Consider the following 20,064-nt stretch of genomic DNA (forward strand, 5'->3'; position numbering starts at 1 on the left):
CCGCTCCCTTTTTCGGTCAACGGCCTGCAAAAAACCAAAATGAATAGTCGAGACCGGAACGGATGCGCCCTGCATCCGCGGAAAACGCGTTAGCGCAAGCTGGGACACGTTCAATGCAAGATCAGGGCCATCATCTACGCGATGGCCAGATTGCGAATGGCAATCGCGTAAAAAACCTTTCCTGATAAAGTTTCGCCGTGTCTGCAAAGTACGGCGCAGGCGAGCAGGTCCATTGAAATGCCGGCACCCACGAGCACACGGCTGCACGGCCGAAGGGCAACGTGCCGGGTGCGATGCGCGGCGTGGAGACATCGGATATATCGCATCGGTCGCCCATGACCGGGCGACGCGAATCAGCAATAGATTGCGCCGCTACCGAGCTGCCAATTCACGAGAGTCGCATAGCGGCGGGGGCGCAATGCCGCGGATCGCCCGCTCTTCGTCCGGCCGATCACCACAATCGCCCGGCGCCCATCTCGCACGAGTGCTGCAGGCAGCCGCGCAAGTGGTGAGTGCGCCGCGTTCACCCCGGGTCTTCCGGACCCGCGGGTCACAAGCTGCGGATCAGATGTCGTCGCTTCGGAGCCTGACTAAAAACAGGCCGGCATCACCGCATTGACTGACAAGCGTGCGATAACGCACGCGTCGCAGGGGTTACGGGTTTGCTGGAACCAACGCTTACGCAGACCCACGGTTTGAATACCGAGCGCGCGCGGCATCGGCGATGCCGGTGACCGGCTCGACCGGGTGCAATCGCCTGACGGCACGTTACCAGCGCCACGACGACCAACTGCGCATCGAGCCGGTGGCCACCACGCGCCGGGCCTGTTCGAATCAGGCCGATACCGAGCAAGCGCTTTTCGAGGCGCTGCGCCGTACACGGCATTTCGAGACGCTGGGCGATTTCCTGTTGCTCTACGGCACCGACAACGATCCCGCGCCATTGGCCGTGTTTCGCGCCGCATAAGCGCCAACAGGGTTTATCGAGCGACCGGCCCGATATGGATTGCATCGCAAACATCTGTGCCAAAACGACTTTCTGACGCCGAGTTTGGCCTATCCCAAGGGCAGGGCTTCATTCACGCGCCCTCGGCCGCAAGCCCGGGCCGGTTGCCGCGCGACACGATGCCGCGTTCGGTCGCGATGCGTCGTCGCCCCTATCCGGCAACGCCACGCCGGATGGCGTGAATCCAGTCCGGCGGGCGGGGCGCACCGCTACGGCCCGCCGGCTCACGCCGTCTTCGATCGCCGCCCCGAAGGCGGCATCCGACAATCACTCAGAACGTGGTTCAGAACGTGGCCCAGTCCGAGTCCGATTCTGCCCCGGCCGCTACTGCAACAGGCGCGGGCGCAGCGGGCGCCGGCGTGGCACGCCGTGCGGGCACCCTTTCGACCGCCGGTTCCTTCGCGGCGGCAGGCTCGGCGCCGCTATCGGCGGCCGGGCGATGCTCGGCCGCGGGCGCGGCGGGCTGCTTCGCGCCAGCCGTCTGCCCTGGCCCGCCGGCGAGCCGGAAGAAACCCACCTCGGCGATCAACTCGCGCGCCCGCTCGCTCAGTGATCGGCTGGCCGCCGCCGACTCCTCAACCAGTGCCGCATTCTGTTGCGTCATGCCATCCATCTGCGTGACCGCCTGGTTGACCTGCTCGATACCACCCGTCTGTTCCTTGCTCGCGGCCGCGATCTCGGCGACGACGTCGCTGACCTGATTGATACTGCCCGTGATCTGGTTCAGCGTTTCACCGGAAAGCCCGACGTCGCGTGAGCCATCCGCCACTTTCGCTACGCTTTCGGCGACCAGCGCATTGATCTCCTTGGCCGCCGTGGCGCTGCGCGTCGCCAGATTGCGCACTTCCGAGGCCACCACCGCAAAACCGCGCCCCTGCTCGCCCGCGCGCGCCGCCTCCACCGAGGCATTGAGCGCCAGCAGATTGGTCTGGAAGGCAATATCGTCGATCAAGCTGATGTTCTCGGCGATCCGGCGGCTGACCGCATCGATCGCCTGCATCGACTCGACCGCCCGGCCGACCACGTCGGTGCCGGAATGCGCCTGGTCCCGCACCGTCCGCGCCAGCTGATCGGCCTGGGCCGCATTGTCGGCATTCTGGCGCACGGTCGCGGTCATTTGTTCCATGGACGCCGCGGTTTCCTCGAGACTGGCGGACTGCTGCTGGGTTCGCGTGCTGAGTTCCTCATTACCCGACGCGATTTCGCCGACCCCGCCCGAAACCGACTCGGCATGACCGCGCACACGCTGAACCACGCGGGCCAGACGCGCACGCATCGCTTCGATGGCACCGATCATCGCGCCGAACTCGTCGCGGTAGGGGTTGTGAATGGCCACGCCGAGATCGCCGTCGGCGATCGCTTCGACGAAGCCGCGGGCCGTATTGAGCGGGCGCATGATCATGCGCGCCAGCCAGATCATGACAATCAGCGTGACCAGCAATACCGCGCCACCGAAGCCCGTCATGCCCAGCCGGGCCAGATGCGCCACCCGTTGTTCCTGCACGAAAGCCGCCGCAGCCGTCTTGTTCTCGAAGCCGGACAAGGTATCGAGTTGGTCATTGATCTGCGCGAGCGGTTGCCGCAACGACGTGCCATAGAACATGGCCGCGCCGAGGATGCCCTGGTCCTGGATGGTCCCCGCGAAACGCCCCAGCGCGTCATCGATGCCAGCGAGCGTGGCCTGGGCTTTCTTTGCGGTCTTCGCTTCGTCGCCGCTGCCGGCCAACGCCGGATAATATTGTCTCCAGGCGGTCTTCACCTGCTTGCGTACCCGAGCGATCTCGTCCGGCAGATTGCGCACATTGGCCGACTGGGCCGAGGAATTGAGCGCAACCTTGATGTCGCCTTTGAGGTCCGACAGCAGGGACTGGGTACGGGCGATGGCCGTACTGGCGACCATATTGCTGCGATAGATTTCGGTGGTGGCTTTATTCACCGTGCTAATCGACCACAGGGAAACCGCGACCAGCACGGCAACCAGGACGAAGGTCAGCCCCAGACCCAGTCCGATCTTGGCTCGTACGCTCTTTCGGACATTCAGCATGCTGTGTTCTCCCCCGCGTCGCTGCCGCTCGCCGATACCGGCGCCGGTTCTGCGCTATCTATCGGCCGCGCGGGCTGGAACCTGAGCGCGCCGGCCGGGCCGCGCGCTCGGGCGCGCAGTTGCCCGCGACGGCCAAACCTGCTCTCATGCACGGTGCGAGGGACGATGCGGGCGTTTCGACGCCGGGGCCGGTTCGATCGAATCATGTCCACGAGGTCCGGCCCGATGCCCTATCGTTGTTGCGTTTCGCGCGTAGTACCCCTGCTGGCGCTGTTGCTCGTCAGCGGTTGTGTCCCGACGGCGCATCCGTCCCGCGTCACCGTATCCTCACTGGCCGGACTGCAGACCGCGATCGACGATGCCCCGGCGGGCGAAACCATCATTCTCGCGCCCGGCGTTTACCGCCAGGCCCGGGCGATCCGGATTCGGGGCAAGCACGACCTCACCATCAGCGGCGCCACCCGCGACTATGCCGACACGGTCATCCGCGGGCCGGGCATCGACGATCCAGGCCTGCAGTCGAACGTCCGGCTGAACAACGCTGACAACATCACGCTGGAAAACCTGACGCTGCGCGACAGCTACGACCACGGCGTACAGATCAACAACGATTCCGATCGCTTCACCGCGGACAACCTGCGCACGCTCGACAACGGCGAATCCGGTTTCAAGATCACCAGCCCCACCCATGCCAGCGGCCCGGCGGCCTATTCCGACAACGGCACGATCGAGAATTGCTGGATCGGCTTCACCACGACCGGGCGCCGCAGCGTGGTCGAAGGCGTGGATATCGTAGCCGGCAATGGCTGGCATTTGCTCGGCAACCATTTCGTCAACATTCGTCGCGCCGACGGCGGTCCGGCGTACGCCGCGTTCGCCAAGGGCAACGCACACAAGACAGTATTCGCGGACAACCAGGTGGAGAACAGTTTCATCGGCCTGTCCTTCGGTGGCGGTGGCACCGACGACGTGTATTTCCGCAATGCCGATACGCGATACGAGACCCGGGGCGGTGTGATCCGGGACAACGTCATTCACGATACCGACGACGCCGGCATCTATCTCAACAAGGCCCACGATTTCCTGGTTCAGGGCAATACGGTGCTGCGCAACGGTCCCGGGACCGGCGCCATCGAATCCCGCTTTCCCGGGAGCAGCGGCATCATCCGCGACAACCGGGTCAGCGGCCCGATCAAGACACGCGATGGCGGCACCGCCAGAACCGAACACAATCGGCAGGTGCCCGCCGATACCGCCGCGCCCCATCCCAACGGAATTTCCCACGAATAGCCGGCCGCACGCTCGGTGCGGCGTTGCGGCCCCGGATCGGGCCGGCCAGGGTCGGAGCACAGGACGCGCCTATGCCACCGGTCCAGGCGCACCCGCCATCCCGTGGGCCGGCGGAACGAGTGCGCCGACGATCGGGCAAGCCATGTGCTGGCGCACGTGTGGCGGCAGACCCAGCCAGAATGCCCGGGTTACCGCCATGGCGTGACGGCCGTCATTGCCGACGCCGGGCGCGCCCATGCTCAGCACCAGTGCCGGCCGGGCCCGGCGGTCCGAGTGATTTTGCGTTGTGCGATGAATAGCGAGCGGCGAACGCGCTGAAATATCGCCCGCCCGCGGGCACTGCGGCACGGCCAGTCGCGCGTAGCGGGCGTACTCGGATCGCGCCGGGAACATTTCATGCTCGAAGTCGGCGCCGGATTCCCATTGGGTACCCACCGCCACCTCGAACGCCCCCGTATGGGGCGCGCTATCCATGCAAGCGACATCGAATGCCAATGACGTCAGGCGACGCTCGCGGCGCGTCGCGCGCGGGCTCGGACAATCGCGGTGCCAGGACTGATCCGCGCTGCCGGACGAACGGTGATCGAGCCCCACGGCCATGATCCGATAATCCGGCCCCAACACCGCCGCCGACACCGCACGCACCCACGGATGATCGACCAGCGCCACGAACCCGCGCAGCGCCTCCGGATGGATCTCTGCATAACCGCGCCGCGCGCCGCCTCCACCGCCGTGCGCGCACGCGTATGGCGCCGCGGCACAGGCGGCATCGATATCGGCCGCGAGTTCGGCCGCCCAAACACGGCCCAGCGCCTGCTGGTGTTCAACCACGCCATCGCGATATAGCGCAGCGGCGACGGTATCCACCGCCGATACCGTGGGCCCGCGCCTATCCGAAAATGCTGTATCGACCATGTTTTCCAACGCTTTGTTTTATATTCTTTCCAATTTTTGCAACGTTGCAAAATTATCCTGCAATAGTATGCCCTAAAAGTTATCGATCATCGTGTTTGGGAGAAACGTTTGAGCCGAATCACTTTGCGGGACGTGGCCGCCCAGGCCAACGTCTCGGTTCGCACCGTGTCCAATGTGGTCAATGACTTTCCCCACGTCGCAGCCGCCACGCGCCAGCGCGTGCAGGCCACGATCGCCGAGCTCGGCTACCGGCCGAACATCGCGGCACGCCAGCTCCGGCAGGGGCAGCGCCTGGTGATCAGCCTGGTTCTGCCGGAAATCGATTCCCCTTACTTTGCTGAAATCGCCGCGCATTTTGTCCGCTCGGCCGAACAACGCGACTGGACCGTGCACATCGAGCAGAGCGACGGCGAACTGGCCCGCGAGCGCGCGATGCTGGCCGGGACGCATGGCCCCGGCGCCGACGCCATCGTATTCAGCCCCTGGGCGATGAGCGCGGATGAAATCGAGCGCGGCCCGTCCGCGCCACCGGTCGTCATGCTCGGCGAGCGCCCCGGATGGGGGCTGCTCGATCGCGTCGTGGTCGACAATGTGGCCGCGGCGCGCGAGGCCACGGCCCATCTGCTGGCCGGCGGCCGGCGCCGCGTGGCAGCGATCGGCATCCAGCCGCACCTGGCGAACCAGACCGGGCGTCTACGTGCCGCGGGCTATCGCCAGGCGCTGATGGCAGCCGGCCTGAGCCCGGATCCCACGCTCGAGATGTCGGTCGAGCGACTCCATCATCCGGACGGCGCCCGGGCCATGCAGCAACTGCTTGCCGTCGCCCCGGATGTCGATGCCGTGTTCTGCTTCACTGACCAGCTCGCGCTCGGTGCGATGCATACCCTGGCCGCGAGCGGGCGCTCGGTGCCAGGGGATGTCGCGGTGGTCGGCTTCGACAACATCGAGGCCGGGCGCTACAGCGTGCCGGCGCTGTCGACCATCGCACCGGACAAGCCGCGCCTGGTGGCACTGGTGCTGGACTGCCTGGGGGATCGACTGGCTGATCATACGCTGCCCGCCCGCGAGCGCCGGGTACCGCATCGCCTGGAAATCCGACAAAGCTCGGCCGCCTGAACGGCGCGAGCGGGATGCCGCGCGTCAGGACCCGGGCCGCTGGGCCCCGTTTACATCGACCGTCTGCACTCGCGCCCGGGTGTCGGCGGCGACCACGCGGTCCCGGCCGGTGCGCTTGGCCTCGTAGACCGCGTGATCGGCGTCGACGATAAGCCGGTCGAGATCGATCGGCTGTTCCGCGCGATGCGTCGCGATACCGATGCTCACGGTGGACGTAAGAGACTGGCCGCATGCGTTGATGTCACAGGGCGCCGTTCGAACCGCCTGCCGTATGCGTTCGGCCACCGCCACCGCCCGCTCGGTATCGGTGTCCGAAAGCAGCGCCACGAACTCCTCGCCGCCGTAGCGCGCGATCAGGTCACCATCGCGCAGCACCTGGCGCAGCCGCGCCACCACATGGGTAAGCACCTGGTCGCCGATTGCATGGCCATGGGCGTCGTTGACGGCCTTGAAGCGGTCGATGTCGATGAACAACAGGCTGGCCGCCCCGCCGCGTGCATTCTGGCGGCCCAGCCGAGCAGCCGCCTCGGCCATGAAGTAACGCCGGTTCGCCAGCCGCGTCAGACCGTCGGTCACCGCCTGGACCTCGACCTGTTCGCGATAGCGAAATACCGTCCAGTACAGATACTCGAACATCAACAGAATGAGCATTACCGGCCCGATCACCAGGCCGATGTACGCCGCGTACACCCACCAATCGAGATCGGCGGTAACGCCGCAAGCACCGAGAATCGGCGGGCAGACCGCGATCAGCACCAGAACGGCCACGGAAAACGCCAGCGGCTGCACGAGCGTCAGAAACGGCACAAAAATAAAGAAGTACAGGAACCCGCCCATGCCGAAGGACGCGCCCTGATCGAGGACGCCGAGAACATGAACGAATGTTGCCTCGACGCCCAGCGGGCCCAGGATGGCGAGCGCCCGTGCCATGGGCGCATGCACATTGCGCCAGCTCGCCAGCGCCCACAGCAGGACCAGGGCCGACTCCAGACACCGCAACCAGATTACCCGCCGCGCGTTCACCGGGTCGATCGCGAAGTCCCAGGCGATGGCCGTGATCATAAACAGCGCCGTGACGAGCAGCGTGCCCCGGGTGAATTCGGAAAAATCGGCGCGCTTGGCCGCCAGGTAGATCGCACCATGCGTCGTCGTCAGAAAAATGCGTGCGCCGTGGATCATCTCGCCCCAACGCACGTCGTGTCCGGCCACGTTTTCCCTCCGTGTTGATCACCATCGCCCCTGTGCATCGGGCACCGGACCGTCACCGCCAGTATACGCAGACGCGGTTACAACGATACCCGGCGCCGGACGAACGGCACGGGACAAGTACGCCGTCTCAAGGTAGGCTTGGCCGCTTCGTTTCCAGGTTCTGCACCCCGATGGCCCATCCGAGCACCGCGCACCCCGCCTTCGATGCCCTGCTGTTCGACATGGACGGCACCGTTCTGACCTCGATCGCCGCCGCCGAGCGTGTCTGGACCCAATGGGCCAACCGCCACGGACTGGATGTCGCCGCCTTTTTGCCCACCATTCACGGCAAGCGGGCGATCGACAGCGTACGCGACAGCGGCCTGACGGATATCGACCCACAGGCCGAGGCCGAAGCCATACTCGAGGCCGAAATCGCGGATGTGGCGGGGATCGAGCCCATCACCGGCGCGGCCGACTTCCTGGGCGGGCTGCCGCGCGACCGCTGGGCGATCGTCACCTCGGCGTCGCGCCGCCTGGCCGAGCGCCGTATCGAGGCCGCCGGCCTGCCGCAACCCGATACCCTGGTCGCCGGCGACGACGTGACCCGCGGCAAGCCGGCGCCAGACGCCTTCCGGCTCGGCGCCGAACGCCTGGGCGTGAGCGCTGACCGTTGCCTGATCTTCGAGGACGCCATCGCTGGCGTGCAGGCCGCCGAAGCCGTTGGCGCCGCGGTGGTGGTGATTACGGCACTGCATTCGGCAGCGCGGGATACCGGGCATCCGAGCATCCGTGATTACCGCGGCGTGTCGTCGCAGGTGCAGAGCGACGGCCGGCTGCGCATCCATCTACCTTAGGCGCCGCAACCGCCGCGCAAGCCAGCCGCCGGCGCGCTCGATACCGGCTTCGGTCGCATTGGCGTAGCCCAGCACCAGGCCGGGATCGCCCCGCGGGCGCATGAAATACCCCGACAGCGGCGCGAGCGCGATGCCGCGCTCGGCGGCCGCGGCGACCAGCCGGCGCTCCCCATCGCGCGTATCCAGCGGCAGCACCACATGCAGGCCCGCCGCCCCGCCGATCAGCCGGGTGCCGGTGCCGAGTACATCGCGCAAACACTGCTGGCGCCGCGCATACAGCCGGCGCATGCGGGCCACGTGCCGGGCATAACCGCCGCCGTGCATGAACTCGGCCAGCGCGGCCTGCAGGACATAATCGCCCTCGCGGAACTGGCGGACGTTGGCCCGGCGCATCGGCCCCACCAGCGCCGGCGGCAGGACGACGTAGCCGAGCCGCAGGCCGGGATACATCGTCTTGCTGAACGTGCCGACATAAAGCACCGGCCCCTCGCCGTCGGCCCGCGCGGCCAGCCCCTGCATGGCCGACAGCGGCGCCGAGGCATAACGGAACTCGCTGTCGTAATCGTCCTCGATGATCCAGGCATCGCGCCGACGCGCCCGGTCGATCAGCGCGAGCCGACGTGCCATCGACAGCGTCGCGCCCATCGGGAACTAGTGCCCTGTCATGGGTATTTTGCCGTATTCAGAACGCCTGTGCGCGCAGCACAAGACGCGCTCCTTTGCCATAGTGTGCCTATGGCAAAGGAGCGCAACGCGGTGATGGGCGCGCACAGGCGTTCCCTTCGGAATATCGGGTGTGGGGCGAGGCGGCGCACGCCCGTGGACGGCGTTGCGCCGCTTGGCCAGGGGTTGGCCCTGGCCGGCGCGTCGCGCCTTGCCACGAACGCGCGCCGCCTCGCTGAATGCGACAAAATACCCATGATAGGACACCTTCGACGGGGTCAGATGCATCAGCCTGGGGTCGCTCGCTCCGGCCGCCGGGTCCAGCCCGTCGCCATCGACCGGCAGCGGCGCCAGCCACAACCCGCCCGCGGCAAAGGCGGCCCGGGCGCCGGCATAGCCGGGCTCCTCCACCCACGCCACATCGCCCGGATCGGCCGGATCGGCCAGCATGCGCGCGATCAGGTCGAAGGCATGCTGGGCACCGTGCGTGATCAGAATCTGGTCGGCCCGACAGCGCACGTTGCGCACAATATTGACGTAATCCGCGACCGCCGCCTTGAGCGCCGGATGACCGCCCTCGGCGCCGTAGTCCAGCCACCGCCCGCGCTGGCGGCTCCGGTGTCGCCGCAGCAGTCGTTGCCATGGGCCCCAGGGAAACGCATCCAGCGCCGGTACGCCCGGCATGAAAGCCCCATGCGATGCCCCCGACGAATGATGGGACCAGGCCAGCAAGGCGCGCCCGCGTTCCGACAACCCCGCCGCGCGAGTCGCCGTCGCGGCGCCACAATCGGTCGGCCGCTCGAAGCCGGTATCGGCCACATACAACCCCGCGCCCGGCCGGGCGACGACGAAGCCCTCGGCGCCCAGGTGATCGAGAGCGGCCAGCGCCGTATTGCGGCCGATGCCAAGCTCTCCGGCCAGAACACGCGACGACGGCAGGCGGGCACCCGCCGCCAGTTCGCCCGACTGGATCCACCCGCGCAGACCGTCGTAGAGACAACGAGCGAGCGTGGTCTCCGGATGGCGCTGGCCGAGTACCCGGCGTAGCCCGTCCACCACCCATGCCCGGGCGTCGACCGCGGGTTTCACTGGTTCCATCGAAGTGGCCATGATCGGATCTTACGCCGGAACCAATCACGTTACAGACTGGGCACGTCATATTCCCGGCGCTCGATGCCATGCCTATCGTCAATAACGTCCACGGCCAACCGATCGGTCCCGCCCTGCCGAACTGGAAATCCCGCAGGCGCCGTCACGCGAAGCGATGACCGGCCGCTTCGGTTGCCTCGAACCGCTCTCGCCGGCCCGTCATGCCGGTGCGTCAGATATTTGAAGGAGCCACTCAACTATGACGAAATTTACAACGCACCTGTTGTCGGATAAGGATAAATCCGAATGGCGCCCGTTGTTCGATGGCTACGCAGCCTTCTATAAGACGGATATGACTGATGCGATCGCTGACAGTGTTTGGGGATGGCTGCGCGATCCAGAGCACGTCCTGGAAGGTCTGCTGGTTCGGAACTCGGATGAGCGCGCGGTCGGGCTACTCCATTTCCGTTCTTGCCCGCGCCCTCTAAGTGGCCGTGACATGGGGTTTGCCGATGATATGTTTGTTTTACCCGAGGCAAGAGGCAGCGGTGCGGCAGACGCATTATTCGACCGACTCGGGTCGATAGCGGCCGAGCGTGATTGGCCTGTCGTACGTTGGGTTACACAGTATTACAACGAACGCGGGCGAGGGCTTTATGACCGCTATACGTCCGGTCCCAGCGACTTCATCATGTACCAGTGGGATCTGCGACCGAGGGGATCAGGAATCTATAGATTCGCTGCAGTTGACCGCCCGGCGTGGCCAGCTATCTGCGCATCGACCCAGCCAACGGCGTGATCGAGGTCGGGCATCTGCATTTCACCCACCGGCTGCGGCGCACGCCGGCCGCGACCGAGGCCGTCATGATGCGGCGAGCATTCGAACGCGGTTATTGCCGTTACGAACGGAAATACGGTGCCTGCATGCCCGTCAAGGCGCGCTGACGAGCGGGCGGGATGCCAGTTCGAAGCCGTGTTACGCCGGGCGGTCGTCTACGACGGGCGCAGCCGTAATACCGCCTGGTTTTCAATCATCGATCGCGAATGGCCGGCGATCACAGCGGCACTGAACGCCTGACTGGCGGCCGATCGCCGGTCAAGAGCCAGGCGCAGACCATTCACGACCCACGCTGCGCAGCCCACGGTCTGATTCACTGGCGCTACCGAACGCGTCATTATTGGATCTTACGCCGGGACCAGTCGTCGTACAGACTGGCTGCGTCAATCCCATCGCTTGATGTCATGTCCGCCACCATCAATCGCCACGGCCAGCCGATCGGCCCCGCCCTGCCCGACTGGCAGCCGCCAGCGGCGCCGTCGCGCGAGGCCATGATCGGGCGCTTCTGTCGTCTGGAAGCCCTATCGCTGGCGCGGCACGCCGACGCCCTCTACGCCCGGATTGCCGAGGACGACGACCCCGCCGGCTGGACCTATCTGGGCTATGGGCCGTTCACCTGCGCCGCCGACTATCGCGACTGGGTCGCCCGGATGGCTGCCGGCAACGACCCCTTGTTCTTCGCGATCATCGATATCCAAAGCGAACGACCGGTCGGCGTCGCGAGCTATTTGCGCATCGACCCGGCCAACGGCGTGATCGAGGTGGGGCATCTGCATTTCACGCAGCGGCTGCGACGTACCCCGGCCGCCACCGAGGCGATGGTGTTGATGATGCGGCGAGCCTTCGAACTCGGCTACCGCCGCTACGAATGGAAGTGCGATGCGCTGAACGCGCCGTCCCGGCGTGCGGCCGAGCGGCTCGGATTTCAGTTCGAGGGTGTCTTCCGGCAAGCCGTGGTTTACAACGGCCGCAGCCGTGATACCGCCTGGTTTTCGGTCATCGACCGCGAATGGCCGGCCATCGACGCTGCGCTCACGGCCTGGCTGGCCCCTGACAACTTCGATGCCCGCGGGCGCCAGCGCCGTTCGTTGTCGGCCTTCATGCCCGCGCCCGCCGGCAAAGCGGCCACCTGAATATTCCGGCCCGCGCCGGTTCATGCGGCGTGCAGACAGACGCGCTCAACATCGCGAGACATCCCCCGATGCGGAGTTCCGATGTTGGCGCGTCGTTTTATCCTTGCCATGCTCGTCGCCCTGCTCGCGGGCTGCGCTCGCGGCCCAAGCCACGATGCCCTGCAGGCCGCAATCCAGAGCAACGTCCGTGCCGATCTGTCGCAGGTGGATTCGCTCGCGAATACGCTCGGCGGCGATTCCGCCATTCGTCTGCTGCGCGCCCTCGGCTCGCCCGATCCAACACAGGTGCAGGTGAAACATGTCACCGTGCTGAAACAGCAGCGGCTGGACGACGGCGACTACGACATGCGCGTGCGCTACGACCTAGTCACGCCCAACGGCAGTGATACCGTTACCCGCGATCTGCTGCTCGAACACAGCGACGACGGCCACTGGCGCGCCATCCCGCACGATCGCGACGACGCCTGACCGGGCGCGATGACGGCCCGGGCGGCGCGCCTTCGAGAGCCGTTATGTCCGGAGCGTACCGGCCCCGGGGGAGCGCTCGGCTTCAGTCGTGGGCGTCGAGCGTCAGCCGCCCCGGACGCGCATCGAGCGCGCCCAACCGGCCGCGCAGCAGGTCGGGGAAACGTTTGTACCAGGTCGCATTCAACGGTGAGGGGTGCGGCAGCGGATGGATGGTGAAGGTCTGGGAGGCGCCTGTTGCCGTCGCCAGAGCCACGTCGATGGACGACTCGAAACGATCCTCGCGCTGCCAGAAGGCCTCGATACGCCGGCGCTGGTCCTTCGGCTGACCGATGCCGAACCAGAGAAAGGCCTCGCGCCCGAGCGTGATCAGCGAACGCCCCTGCCACTGCTCGATCAGCAACGTGTTCATCAGCGGCTGGAAGCGGCGCTTGACCTTCATCGACCAGGCCTTGTTGCCCACCGGCTTGTACGGCACCGTGTTGATCCAGAAAAACAACCGCCCCAGTTCCCGCGACGCCTCGAAATCCGGCATGTCTTCGGCGTACAGATGCCGGTAGATCGTCTTGCGCACGAGTTGCCCGCCGGCGCCGATGAAGGGCTCGCCGTGCTTGATCTCGTCTCGCCCCGGGTCGCGGCCGAAAAAACCGATCCGGGCATCGGCCCGGCCGAGCCCAATGATGGGCTCGAGCGGGTCCTTGTCGAACCGGGCGTAGGCCTCGATATCGATACCTTGGGTGTCGGCGGCGAGTTCGCGAAACGCCTGGCGCTGTGACTGTTTCATCGCACTATTTCGTTACATCGGCGCGCCGCAGGGCACACAAGGCGCGCACTATATCAGTGCCACGGTTTCCGCGACCTTCGTCGCCCCTGGCCGGGTCTGGCACGTTCGGCCCGGCCGCACACGAGTGCGCGAGGAATCACGCATCACGGCGGGTGCGAGACGGATATTCAGCAGGCCGCCCGCCCGTCCCAATCGGTGATCGCGGGCGCGGTACCGGCCCGCGTCACCCGGTCGCGCCCGGCCGACTTGCTGCCATACAACGCTTGGTCCGCCCGGGCGATTGCGTCTTCCAGCGTCTCCCCGGGGGCCAGCGTGGTGACACCGAGCGAGACGGTACAAGCCACGTCCGTGTGCTCCGATGTCAACGGCTGGCCGGCCACGGCCCGGCGTACGCGTTCGGCGAAGTGGAACGCCGCGTCGGCATCGGTGTTCGGCAACAGAAAGAGAAATTCCTCGCCGCCCCAGCGGGCCACGGTATCCGAGGCGCGGCAACACGCCAGAAACAGCGCGCTGACGTGAACCAGCACCCGGTCGCCGACGTCGTGCCCGAGCCCGTCGTTGATCTGCTTGAAATGATCGATGTCGACGAGCGCCAGTGATAACGGCGTATCGTCGCGCCGGGCGCGCGCCATCTCGCCATCGGCGAGTTCGATCAGATGGCGTCGGTTGAATAAACCGGTCAGCGCGTCGCGCCTGGCATGCTCGCGCAGGCGCCCTTCGGTGCGGCGCACCAGCAGATAATAGAAACGCGCGGTGTAACTCGCCATCGTGAAGAAAATGAATATATTGAAGACATTCAGCAGCACAAGCGCCGTGTTATCGATCGGCGCGAGCGGACCGAGCTCGCTGGAAGCCGCATGCAACCCGAGGTAGGTTAGAAACAGCATGCCCAGGGGCACGCCGACCCGGGGCCAGTCGCCGCTGACCATGATCGCCGGAATGAACATCAACAGGTAGTAATTGAAGCCGGCCTCCCAGCCGACCCACAGGGTGCCGATCACGGCATGACCGACCACCTCCAGCCAGATCAGTACCAGCGCGACGCGATTCCGGCGCCACACCAGCAGGCGATTGGCCGCGGCGTAGAGACCGACGCTCAGCACGTTCAGCCACGCCAGTAACGGCGAGCCGGCCCACAGAAAAAAGCCGAAGAACACGATATCGACGCCGGCCGCCAGAATCGTGACCCGCCGCGTCATCATCCAGAACGCCGCATGCGCCGTGGTCCGACGCGCGTCCGTTGCCAGGCTCATCCCCGTTTTCCCCCGTCAGCCAGCCGCAGGTCCGTTTGCCACACCGTGCAAGGCTGCGGGCCGTGGCGACGACGTGTTACGCCCAGCTTACAACAGCGCCCGGCGAATCCCTATCCGGCAGGCGGTCGGCTCAGACGGCCGGCCGCAGCCCCGCCGCCGGCGCTGTCATTTCGCCGGCGATGAAACGCGGCTCCAGCGGTCGCTGCACCGAGCGCACGGTATGAATCCGGTCGATCTGCGCCCGCAGCGTTTCCGGCGAGCGGTTGCCGGAAACCGTCAAATCCACATGCAAGCCCTCGGCATCGTGTTCGGCGTGCATGCGCTCGACCACGAACCCGCGGCGACGCACGACCTGCAGCAGGCGCTCCAGGCCGGCCGGCTCGAAATACAGGCAGCAGGTGAAGCGATGACGCTCGGCACTATGATTACAGGACATGGCTCAGGCCTCGGCAATCGACCGCCTGGCAGCGGTCAGCGGTTGGGGGGACGACGATGCGGCGTGCAGCATCTCGCGGTTGGGGCGCCCGGGCGCGACGGTCGGCCACACGTTGTCCGCGCGGTCGATCGCGACGTGCAACAAGGCCGCACCGGGGGCGGCGAACAGGGCCCGCAGGCCGGATTCGATCTCGCCCCAGCAGGTCACCCGATGCGTCGGGATATCGAAGGCGGCCGCGAGTGCGGCGAAGTCCGGATTATCGTCCAGATCGATCTGGCTTTCGCGGTTGGCGTAGAACAGCTCCTGCTGCTGGCGCACCAGCCCCAGACAGGCATTGTCGGCGAGCACAATCTTCACCGGCAGACGATGCCGGCGAATCGTGGCCAGTTCCTGGACGTTCATCATGAACGAGCCATCGCCGGCGACGTTGATGACCGTGCGCGCCGGATACGCGAACTGGGCGCCGATCGCCGCCGGCAGGCCGTAGCCCATCGTGCCCAGGCCGCCGCTGCTCAGATGATTGCGCGGCGCATCGAAGACGAAATGCTGGGCCACCCACATCTGATGCTGGCCCACGTCACAGGCGACAATGGCGTCGGCGGGGGCAGCCGCCGACAGCGCCCGCACGAACGCCGGGCCCGCGACCGGCGCCGCCGGATCGACGGGACTCGTGGCCTTGAAACCATCGCGCGCGCGCCAATCCCGGCACTGGCGCCGCCAGGCCGCGATCGCCAGCGGGCGCGCGGCCAGTACCGCGGCCAGACCCGACAACATGGGGCCGAGTTCGCCGCGCAGGGCAAACTCGGCGCCGCGCAACTTGTTCAGCTCGGCGGCGTCGATATCGAGATGGATCAGCCGTGCATTCGGCGCAAAACCGTCCAGGCGCCCGGTGGCCCGGTCATCGAGCCGCGCGCCCACCACCAACAGCAGATCGCAGGCATCGACCGCCTGATTGGCCGCCTTCGAACCATGCATGCCGAGCATGCCCAGATCCTCGGCGGGCGCGCGTCCGGCGTTGCCGATGCCGTTGAGGCTGTGCACATGCGGCAGGCCCGAGGCCGCCACAAAATCCCGGAATGCCGCCTCGGCGCCGCCCCGGCTCACGCCGCCCCCGCTGTAGAGCAACGGTCGCCGCGCCCGGCGCAACAGATCGAGGATGGACGCGAGTTCCGCGTCCGACGCGCCGCGGGCCGGCGCACGCCGGGGCTCGGCGGCCGCGATGCGCGCCGCGACCGTCACCTCACCCTGCAGCACCTCCTTCGGGATATCGATCCAGACCGGCCCCGGCCGGCCGTTGGCCGCCAGCCGCAGCGCCTGGTCGATGGCCGGGCCGACGTCTTCGGACCGGGTCACGAGCGCACTGTGCTTGACGATATCCAGCGTCATGCCGAGCACATCGACTTCCTGGAAGGCATCCGTGCCGATCAGGGTCGAGGGCGTCTGCCCGGTGATCACCACCATCGGCACCGAATCGCGGTGCGCGTTGGCGACGCCGGTGATCAGGTTAGTCGCGCCCGGGCCCGAGGTGGCAATGGCCACGCCGACCCGGCCGCTGGATCGGGCATAGCCATCGGCGGCGAGCGCACAGCCCTGTTCGTGCCGGCACAGCACATGGGTGACCCTGGCGCTGTCCACCAGCGCGTCGTACAGCGGCATGATGCAACCGCCGGGATAACCGAACACGGTATCGATGCCGTGCGCCTCGAAGATTTCCAGGATTTGTTGTGCCGCGTTCATCGCCTGTCTGCCATTGATCGTCTTGCCGGTCGACCGGCCAAAAAAAACCCCCGGAACCTTGCGGTGCCGGGGGCTTCGAAGTGCTGGGTGATCGGATGTCGGTCTATCTCATCGCCTCACGCACGCCAAAACCCCCGGTGGATACGAGTACCACCAGGGCGCCTACGATGCGTACGTTGATGACATTGAACAGCATGACTGTGCGGTCGAGCCGGCTTCCGATAACAACGGGGTCAGAAGCTACGGCGCCGCCGCTCGGCTGTCAACACCGCTGCGGCATGTTGCCGTTTCACCGCGGCCCGCGCCTGTGCCCATCTTGTCGCCGTCCGCAGCAGGCGCCGCCGTTTCCGGCCGTTGCGGTCTTTCAGCCCCGGCGCCAGGGCGTAAACCATGCCAGCCCGACTTGCGTGTCATCGCGCGGGATGTATTCACAGCCGATCCAGCCAGAGTAACCCGCCGCGTCGAGCCGCTCGAACAACCACGGGTAGTTGAGTTCGCCGTCGTCGGGTTCGTGCCGCTCGGGCACGCCCGCGATCTGGATATGGCCGATGCGATCCCGGCCGGCCCGGAAGGTGCGCCAGACATCGCCGTCCATGATCTGGGCATGATAGAAATCCATCTGCACCGCCACATTCGTCGCGCCGAGCTCATGCACGATCGCATGCGCGGCCGCCTGCCGGCTGAGGAAGTACGCCGGCATGTCGCGCCTGTTGATCGGCTCGATGAGCGCGGTGATGCCGTACTCGGCAAACCGGCGCGCCGTATGCGCGAGGTTGTCGAGAAACGTCTCGTGCATGGCATCGAAATCCGCCGGCGCGGTCATGTTGCCGGCCATGACGTGCACCCGCGGGCAGTGCAGCCGCTCGGCATGAATCAGCGCGTCTTCGATCCCTGCTCGAAACTCGGCCTGGCGTCCGGGCAATGCAGCAAGGCCGCGCTCGCCGGCCTGCCAATCCCCCGGCGGGGCATTGAACAGCACCAGCTCGAGATCGTGCGCAGCGAGCTGGCGGGCGATCTCGTCGGCGTCGTGGGTATAGGGAAACAGAAACTCCACGGCCGCGAAACCCGCCCGGGCAGCGCGCTCAAAGCGCGCGATGAAGTCGACTTCGTTGAACATGAAGCTGAGATTGGCGGCGAAACGCGGCATATCGAACCCGCTTTCAGGAAGACGGGCCGGTACGTGCAGCGACGCGCTCTCCGACACGCCGGCCGTTGTCCAGACAATCGCCCACGGCGATGCCATCGCGCCAGTTGCCGGCGAGCGATAGCCCAGGGTGATGGGCCACAGCGGCGTCGATGGCAGCCAGGCGGTCGAGGTGGCCGATCTCGTACTGTGGAATCGCCTGCGGCCAACGCACGACGCGCTGCCAGATGGGCGCACCGCGGATCCCCAGCAGATCGCTCAGATCGGCGATCACCTGGCCAATATGCGTGGCATCGTCCGTGTCCGTGATCCCGGACGAACGGCGCCCGCCCAGAAACACGCTGAGCAGATGGTGCCCCGGGGGCGCGCGGTTCGGGAACAACGACGATGGAAACAACACACCCAGCGTCTGGCGTTGTTCGAGATGCGGGATCAGCAGCCCGAAACCGTCGAGCGGATGCGCGATGTCGGCGCGCCGAAATCCGAGCGATACGATATTCACCGGCGAATAGACGATAGCCGCCAACGGCCTGGCCAGCGCCGGGTCCAGCGACGCCAGCAGACGTGCGGCGACATGAGCGGGAACCGCCAACACGAGCTCGGGCGCCCGCCAGCGACGGCCGGCATCATCCAGAACTACCCAGTATGCCCCCTCGCGCGCGACGCGCTGGGCCCGGCAATTGCAGGCCAGCGTGGCATTGGGACGCGTGGCGATGACCTCGGCCAGCCGATCGGCGAGCCGTTGCAGCCCCTGCGGGAAACTCAGCAACTTGCCCCGCCATTCACGCGGCATCGATGCCGGCTCGCGGTTCGAGGTCAACAGCCGTGACAGTCCGCCGCGAATCAACGAGCCGTGCGCGCGCTCGAGTTCCACCAGCCGCGGCATGGCGGCCGCGGCCGACAAGCGTTGCGGGTCGCCGGCGTAGACGCCCGACACGAACGGATCGACCAGACGCTCGAGCACCCGGGTTCCCAGCCGGCGCGTCACGAACGTCGCCAGGCTTTCGTCATCCGAGGGGCCACGCCCGACGAACGGCTCGCGCAGCAGACCGCCCCAGCCGCGCCAGCCAATCAGCGGGTTGCCCGGCGCGTTCCAGATCCGCGTCGGCAGTGCCACCGGCTGTCCGTCGAGTGCGACGAAGCGCTTGCGGCTATTCGGGTTCGCGGGCTGGGCCTCGCCCAGCAGCGACAGCTCGCGGATCAGGGCATACAGCGGCGGCTTCATGATCACGGTGTTCGGGCCGTGCTCGATCTGCCATTCGCCCATGCGCTCGCTGCGCAGGGCACCGCCGACCCGGTCCGAGGCTTCCAGCAGCGCGACTTCTCGACCGGCCTTGGCCAACGACCACGCTGCTGCAAGCCCGGTGGCGCCACCGCCGACCACCAGCACGTCTCGGTCCAGGGCCTCGGGCATAACGCCTCACGTTCAGAAAATCAGGCTTTAGTATAGCCATCCGAGCGGCAGGTTTTGCGGCAGATGCCGGCGCCATCCAGCCACCCGGCCCGGCGCTTCCATCCGTTGCCGGGTTGACCCACGTCAACCCGGCGGCATCCGCGCGCGGCGAAACTGGAAGCCCGGATCGTTGGAGCCGTCGCCATGCAACAAACCCTGCTCGTACCGCTCGATCTCAATCAGGCGTCCACTTTCAAGAGCATCTTCGCTGCCGTGGAGCGCATCGCGGACTCGAAGCCGACCCACGTCATCCTACTCACCGTCATTCCCGAAATCACGGCCGGGGTGCTGCCGTTCGTCGGCCTCGACCAACTGAACGATATCGGCAGCCTCGCCTGTGACCAGCTCGAGCGCGTGGCCGGGACATGGCTCGATGAGGCCGTGACATGGGAAATCGAAGCTCGCATCGGCCCCATCGCGCGCACGATCGTGCAGCGCGCGGACCATTTCAATGCCGACATGATCATCATGGCCTCGCACAACCCCGGCCATTGGGACGTGCTGCTCGGCAGCACGGCGGCCCAGGTGGTTCGGCACAGCGCTCGTTCGGTCCTGATCGTTCGGCAACACACGGCAACCGAGCCCGCCGCGCTCGACCCAATCAGCCGTGATGCGCTTTGCCTCTGAGCCGTCACCGGGCAACCGCCCCGGGG

20 protein-coding genes are annotated in these 20,064 nt (G+C 66.6%); 9 read left to right on the forward strand and 11 right to left on the reverse strand.

Features of this window, described 5'->3' with window-relative positions; translation table 11 throughout:
- Nucleotides 1–730: 730 nt before the first annotated feature.
- Nucleotides 731–967 (forward strand): META domain-containing protein, encoded by a 237-nt coding sequence (locus ACS8YF_RS06860; protein WP_440849477.1) that lies wholly within the window; start codon nucleotides 731–733, stop codon nucleotides 965–967.
- Between the two features lie 322 nt (nucleotides 968–1,289).
- Here the strand turns inward: ACS8YF_RS06860 and ACS8YF_RS06865 are convergent, their stop codons facing one another.
- Nucleotides 1,290–3,050, reverse strand: coding sequence for a methyl-accepting chemotaxis protein (locus ACS8YF_RS06865; protein ID WP_440849478.1), 1,761 nt, complete (start codon nucleotides 3,048–3,050; stop codon nucleotides 1,290–1,292).
- 204 nt (nucleotides 3,051–3,254) lie between these two features.
- Between ACS8YF_RS06865 and ACS8YF_RS06870 the strand changes: the two genes are divergently transcribed.
- Nucleotides 3,255–4,340 carry a right-handed parallel beta-helix repeat-containing protein gene (locus ACS8YF_RS06870; RefSeq protein WP_440849479.1) on the forward strand — a complete coding sequence of 362 codons (1,086 nt, stop codon included), beginning with the start codon at nucleotides 3,255–3,257 and terminating at the stop codon, nucleotides 4,338–4,340.
- Between the two features lie 69 nt (nucleotides 4,341–4,409).
- Here the strand turns inward: ACS8YF_RS06870 and ACS8YF_RS06875 are convergent, their stop codons facing one another.
- Nucleotides 4,410–5,255, reverse strand: a complete 846-nt coding sequence (locus ACS8YF_RS06875) for a phytanoyl-CoA dioxygenase family protein (RefSeq protein ID WP_440849480.1) — start codon at nucleotides 5,253–5,255, stop codon at nucleotides 4,410–4,412.
- 108 nt (nucleotides 5,256–5,363) lie between these two features.
- On the opposite strand from ACS8YF_RS06875, the gene ACS8YF_RS06880 reads away from it, so the two are divergent.
- Nucleotides 5,364–6,371 carry a LacI family DNA-binding transcriptional regulator gene (locus ACS8YF_RS06880; RefSeq protein ID WP_440849481.1) on the forward strand — a complete coding sequence of 336 codons (1,008 nt, stop codon included), beginning with the start codon at nucleotides 5,364–5,366 and terminating at the stop codon, nucleotides 6,369–6,371.
- A 24-nt stretch (nucleotides 6,372–6,395) separates the two neighbouring features.
- Here the strand turns inward: ACS8YF_RS06880 and ACS8YF_RS06885 are convergent, their stop codons facing one another.
- Entirely contained in the window at nucleotides 6,396–7,580 is a 1,185-nt protein-coding gene (locus tag ACS8YF_RS06885) for a GGDEF domain-containing protein (protein ID WP_440849482.1), read from the reverse strand.
- Between the two features lie 170 nt (nucleotides 7,581–7,750).
- Here ACS8YF_RS06885 and ACS8YF_RS06890 point away from each other — a divergent pair, with 170 nt between their 5' ends.
- Nucleotides 7,751–8,416 (forward strand): HAD-IA family hydrolase, encoded by a 666-nt coding sequence (locus ACS8YF_RS06890; RefSeq protein ID WP_440849483.1) that lies wholly within the window; start codon nucleotides 7,751–7,753, stop codon nucleotides 8,414–8,416.
- Here the strand turns inward: ACS8YF_RS06890 and ACS8YF_RS06895 are convergent.
- The gene (locus ACS8YF_RS06895; protein WP_440849484.1) at nucleotides 8,408–9,061 is read right to left on the reverse strand and encodes a PLP-dependent aminotransferase family protein; all 654 of its coding nucleotides are present in this window, start codon (nucleotides 9,059–9,061) and stop codon (nucleotides 8,408–8,410) included. The genes ACS8YF_RS06890 and ACS8YF_RS06895 overlap by 9 nt on opposite strands.
- Before the next feature lie 6 nt (nucleotides 9,062–9,067).
- Entirely contained in the window at nucleotides 9,068–10,189 is a 1,122-nt protein-coding gene (locus ACS8YF_RS06900; protein ID WP_440849485.1) for an aminotransferase class I/II-fold pyridoxal phosphate-dependent enzyme, read from the reverse strand.
- Between the two features lie 331 nt (nucleotides 10,190–10,520).
- Between ACS8YF_RS06900 and ACS8YF_RS06905 the strand changes: the two genes are divergently transcribed.
- The 4 genes from ACS8YF_RS06905 to ACS8YF_RS06920 all read left to right on the forward strand — a co-directional run bounded on the left by ACS8YF_RS06905 (nucleotide 10,521) and on the right by ACS8YF_RS06920 (nucleotide 12,607).
- On the forward strand, nucleotides 10,521–10,967 hold the full coding sequence (locus ACS8YF_RS06905; RefSeq protein WP_440849539.1) for a GNAT family N-acetyltransferase: 447 nt from the start codon (nucleotides 10,521–10,523) through the stop codon (nucleotides 10,965–10,967).
- On the forward strand, nucleotides 10,928–11,113 hold the full coding sequence (locus ACS8YF_RS06910) for a hypothetical protein (protein ID WP_440849486.1): 186 nt from the start codon (nucleotides 10,928–10,930) through the stop codon (nucleotides 11,111–11,113). Before ACS8YF_RS06905 ends, ACS8YF_RS06910 begins: the two co-directional genes overlap by 40 nt.
- 297 nt (nucleotides 11,114–11,410) lie before the next feature.
- The gene (locus ACS8YF_RS06915) at nucleotides 11,411–12,139 is read left to right on the forward strand and encodes a GNAT family N-acetyltransferase (protein ID WP_440849487.1); all 729 of its coding nucleotides are present in this window, start codon (nucleotides 11,411–11,413) and stop codon (nucleotides 12,137–12,139) included.
- Between the two features lie 81 nt (nucleotides 12,140–12,220).
- Nucleotides 12,221–12,607, forward strand: coding sequence for a hypothetical protein (locus ACS8YF_RS06920; protein WP_440849488.1), 387 nt, complete (start codon nucleotides 12,221–12,223; stop codon nucleotides 12,605–12,607).
- Nucleotides 12,608–12,689: 82 nt separating this feature from the next.
- On the opposite strand, the gene ACS8YF_RS06925 is transcribed toward ACS8YF_RS06920, so the two are convergent.
- The 6 genes from ACS8YF_RS06925 to hemG all read right to left on the reverse strand — a co-directional run bounded on the left by ACS8YF_RS06925 (nucleotide 12,690) and on the right by hemG (nucleotide 19,372).
- Complete coding sequence (locus ACS8YF_RS06925; RefSeq protein ID WP_440849489.1) at nucleotides 12,690–13,388, reverse strand: uracil-DNA glycosylase family protein; 699 nt, start codon at nucleotides 13,386–13,388, stop codon at nucleotides 12,690–12,692.
- A gap of 167 nt (nucleotides 13,389–13,555) precedes the next feature.
- Nucleotides 13,556–14,641, reverse strand: a complete 1,086-nt coding sequence (locus ACS8YF_RS06930; RefSeq protein ID WP_440849490.1) for a GGDEF domain-containing protein — start codon at nucleotides 14,639–14,641, stop codon at nucleotides 13,556–13,558.
- A gap of 130 nt (nucleotides 14,642–14,771) precedes the next feature.
- Entirely contained in the window at nucleotides 14,772–15,077 is a 306-nt protein-coding gene (locus tag ACS8YF_RS06935) for an ACT domain-containing protein (protein WP_440849491.1), read from the reverse strand.
- Between the two features lie 3 nt (nucleotides 15,078–15,080).
- Nucleotides 15,081–16,814, reverse strand: coding sequence for an acetolactate synthase 2 catalytic subunit (gene ilvG, locus ACS8YF_RS06940; RefSeq protein WP_440849492.1), 1,734 nt, complete (start codon nucleotides 16,812–16,814; stop codon nucleotides 15,081–15,083).
- Between the two features lie 364 nt (nucleotides 16,815–17,178).
- On the reverse strand, nucleotides 17,179–17,961 hold the full coding sequence (gene otnI, locus ACS8YF_RS06945) for a 2-oxo-tetronate isomerase (protein ID WP_440849493.1): 783 nt from the start codon (nucleotides 17,959–17,961) through the stop codon (nucleotides 17,179–17,181).
- A 13-nt stretch (nucleotides 17,962–17,974) separates the two neighbouring features.
- Complete coding sequence (gene hemG, locus ACS8YF_RS06950; protein ID WP_440849494.1) at nucleotides 17,975–19,372, reverse strand: protoporphyrinogen oxidase; 1,398 nt, start codon at nucleotides 19,370–19,372, stop codon at nucleotides 17,975–17,977.
- Between the two features lie 183 nt (nucleotides 19,373–19,555).
- On the opposite strand from hemG, the gene ACS8YF_RS06955 reads away from it, so the two are divergent.
- The gene (locus tag ACS8YF_RS06955) at nucleotides 19,556–20,038 is read left to right on the forward strand and encodes a universal stress protein (RefSeq protein WP_440849495.1); all 483 of its coding nucleotides are present in this window, start codon (nucleotides 19,556–19,558) and stop codon (nucleotides 20,036–20,038) included.
- The last annotated feature ends 26 nt before the right edge of the window (nucleotides 20,039–20,064 follow it).

The sequence above is a fragment of the Salinisphaera sp. SWV1 genome, assembly GCF_052044155.1.
In the GTDB taxonomy this organism is placed as follows: domain Bacteria; phylum Pseudomonadota; class Gammaproteobacteria; order Nevskiales; family Salinisphaeraceae; genus Salinisphaera.

Coding starts and splice junctions, on each gene's coding strand:
- ACS8YF_RS06900 (WP_440849485.1), bottom strand. CDS start 10,189: ATGGCCACTTCGATGGAACCAGTGAAACCCGCGGTCGACGCCCGGGCA.
- ACS8YF_RS06890 (WP_440849483.1), top strand. CDS start 7,751: ATGGCCCATCCGAGCACCGCGCACCCCGCCTTCGATGCCCTGCTGTTC.
- ACS8YF_RS06875 (WP_440849480.1), bottom strand. CDS start 5,255: ATGGTCGATACAGCATTTTCGGATAGGCGCGGGCCCACGGTATCGGCG.
- ACS8YF_RS06920 (WP_440849488.1), top strand. CDS start 12,221: ATGTTGGCGCGTCGTTTTATCCTTGCCATGCTCGTCGCCCTGCTCGCG.
- ACS8YF_RS06895 (WP_440849484.1), bottom strand. CDS start 9,061: ATGGGCGCGACGCTGTCGATGGCACGTCGGCTCGCGCTGATCGACCGG.
- ACS8YF_RS06925 (WP_440849489.1), bottom strand. CDS start 13,388: ATGAAACAGTCACAGCGCCAGGCGTTTCGCGAACTCGCCGCCGACACC.
- hemG (WP_440849494.1), bottom strand. CDS start 19,372: ATGCCCGAGGCCCTGGACCGAGACGTGCTGGTGGTCGGCGGTGGCGCC.
- ACS8YF_RS06930 (WP_440849490.1), bottom strand. CDS start 14,641: ATGAGCCTGGCAACGGACGCGCGTCGGACCACGGCGCATGCGGCGTTC.
- ACS8YF_RS06905 (WP_440849539.1), top strand. CDS start 10,521: ATGACTGATGCGATCGCTGACAGTGTTTGGGGATGGCTGCGCGATCCA.
- ACS8YF_RS06935 (WP_440849491.1), bottom strand. CDS start 15,077: ATGTCCTGTAATCATAGTGCCGAGCGTCATCGCTTCACCTGCTGCCTG.
- otnI (WP_440849493.1), bottom strand. CDS start 17,961: ATGCCGCGTTTCGCCGCCAATCTCAGCTTCATGTTCAACGAAGTCGAC.
- ilvG (WP_440849492.1), bottom strand. CDS start 16,814: ATGAACGCGGCACAACAAATCCTGGAAATCTTCGAGGCGCACGGCATC.
- ACS8YF_RS06955 (WP_440849495.1), top strand. CDS start 19,556: ATGCAACAAACCCTGCTCGTACCGCTCGATCTCAATCAGGCGTCCACT.
- ACS8YF_RS06915 (WP_440849487.1), top strand. CDS start 11,411: ATGTCCGCCACCATCAATCGCCACGGCCAGCCGATCGGCCCCGCCCTG.
- ACS8YF_RS06865 (WP_440849478.1), bottom strand. CDS start 3,050: ATGCTGAATGTCCGAAAGAGCGTACGAGCCAAGATCGGACTGGGTCTG.
- ACS8YF_RS06870 (WP_440849479.1), top strand. CDS start 3,255: ATGTCCACGAGGTCCGGCCCGATGCCCTATCGTTGTTGCGTTTCGCGC.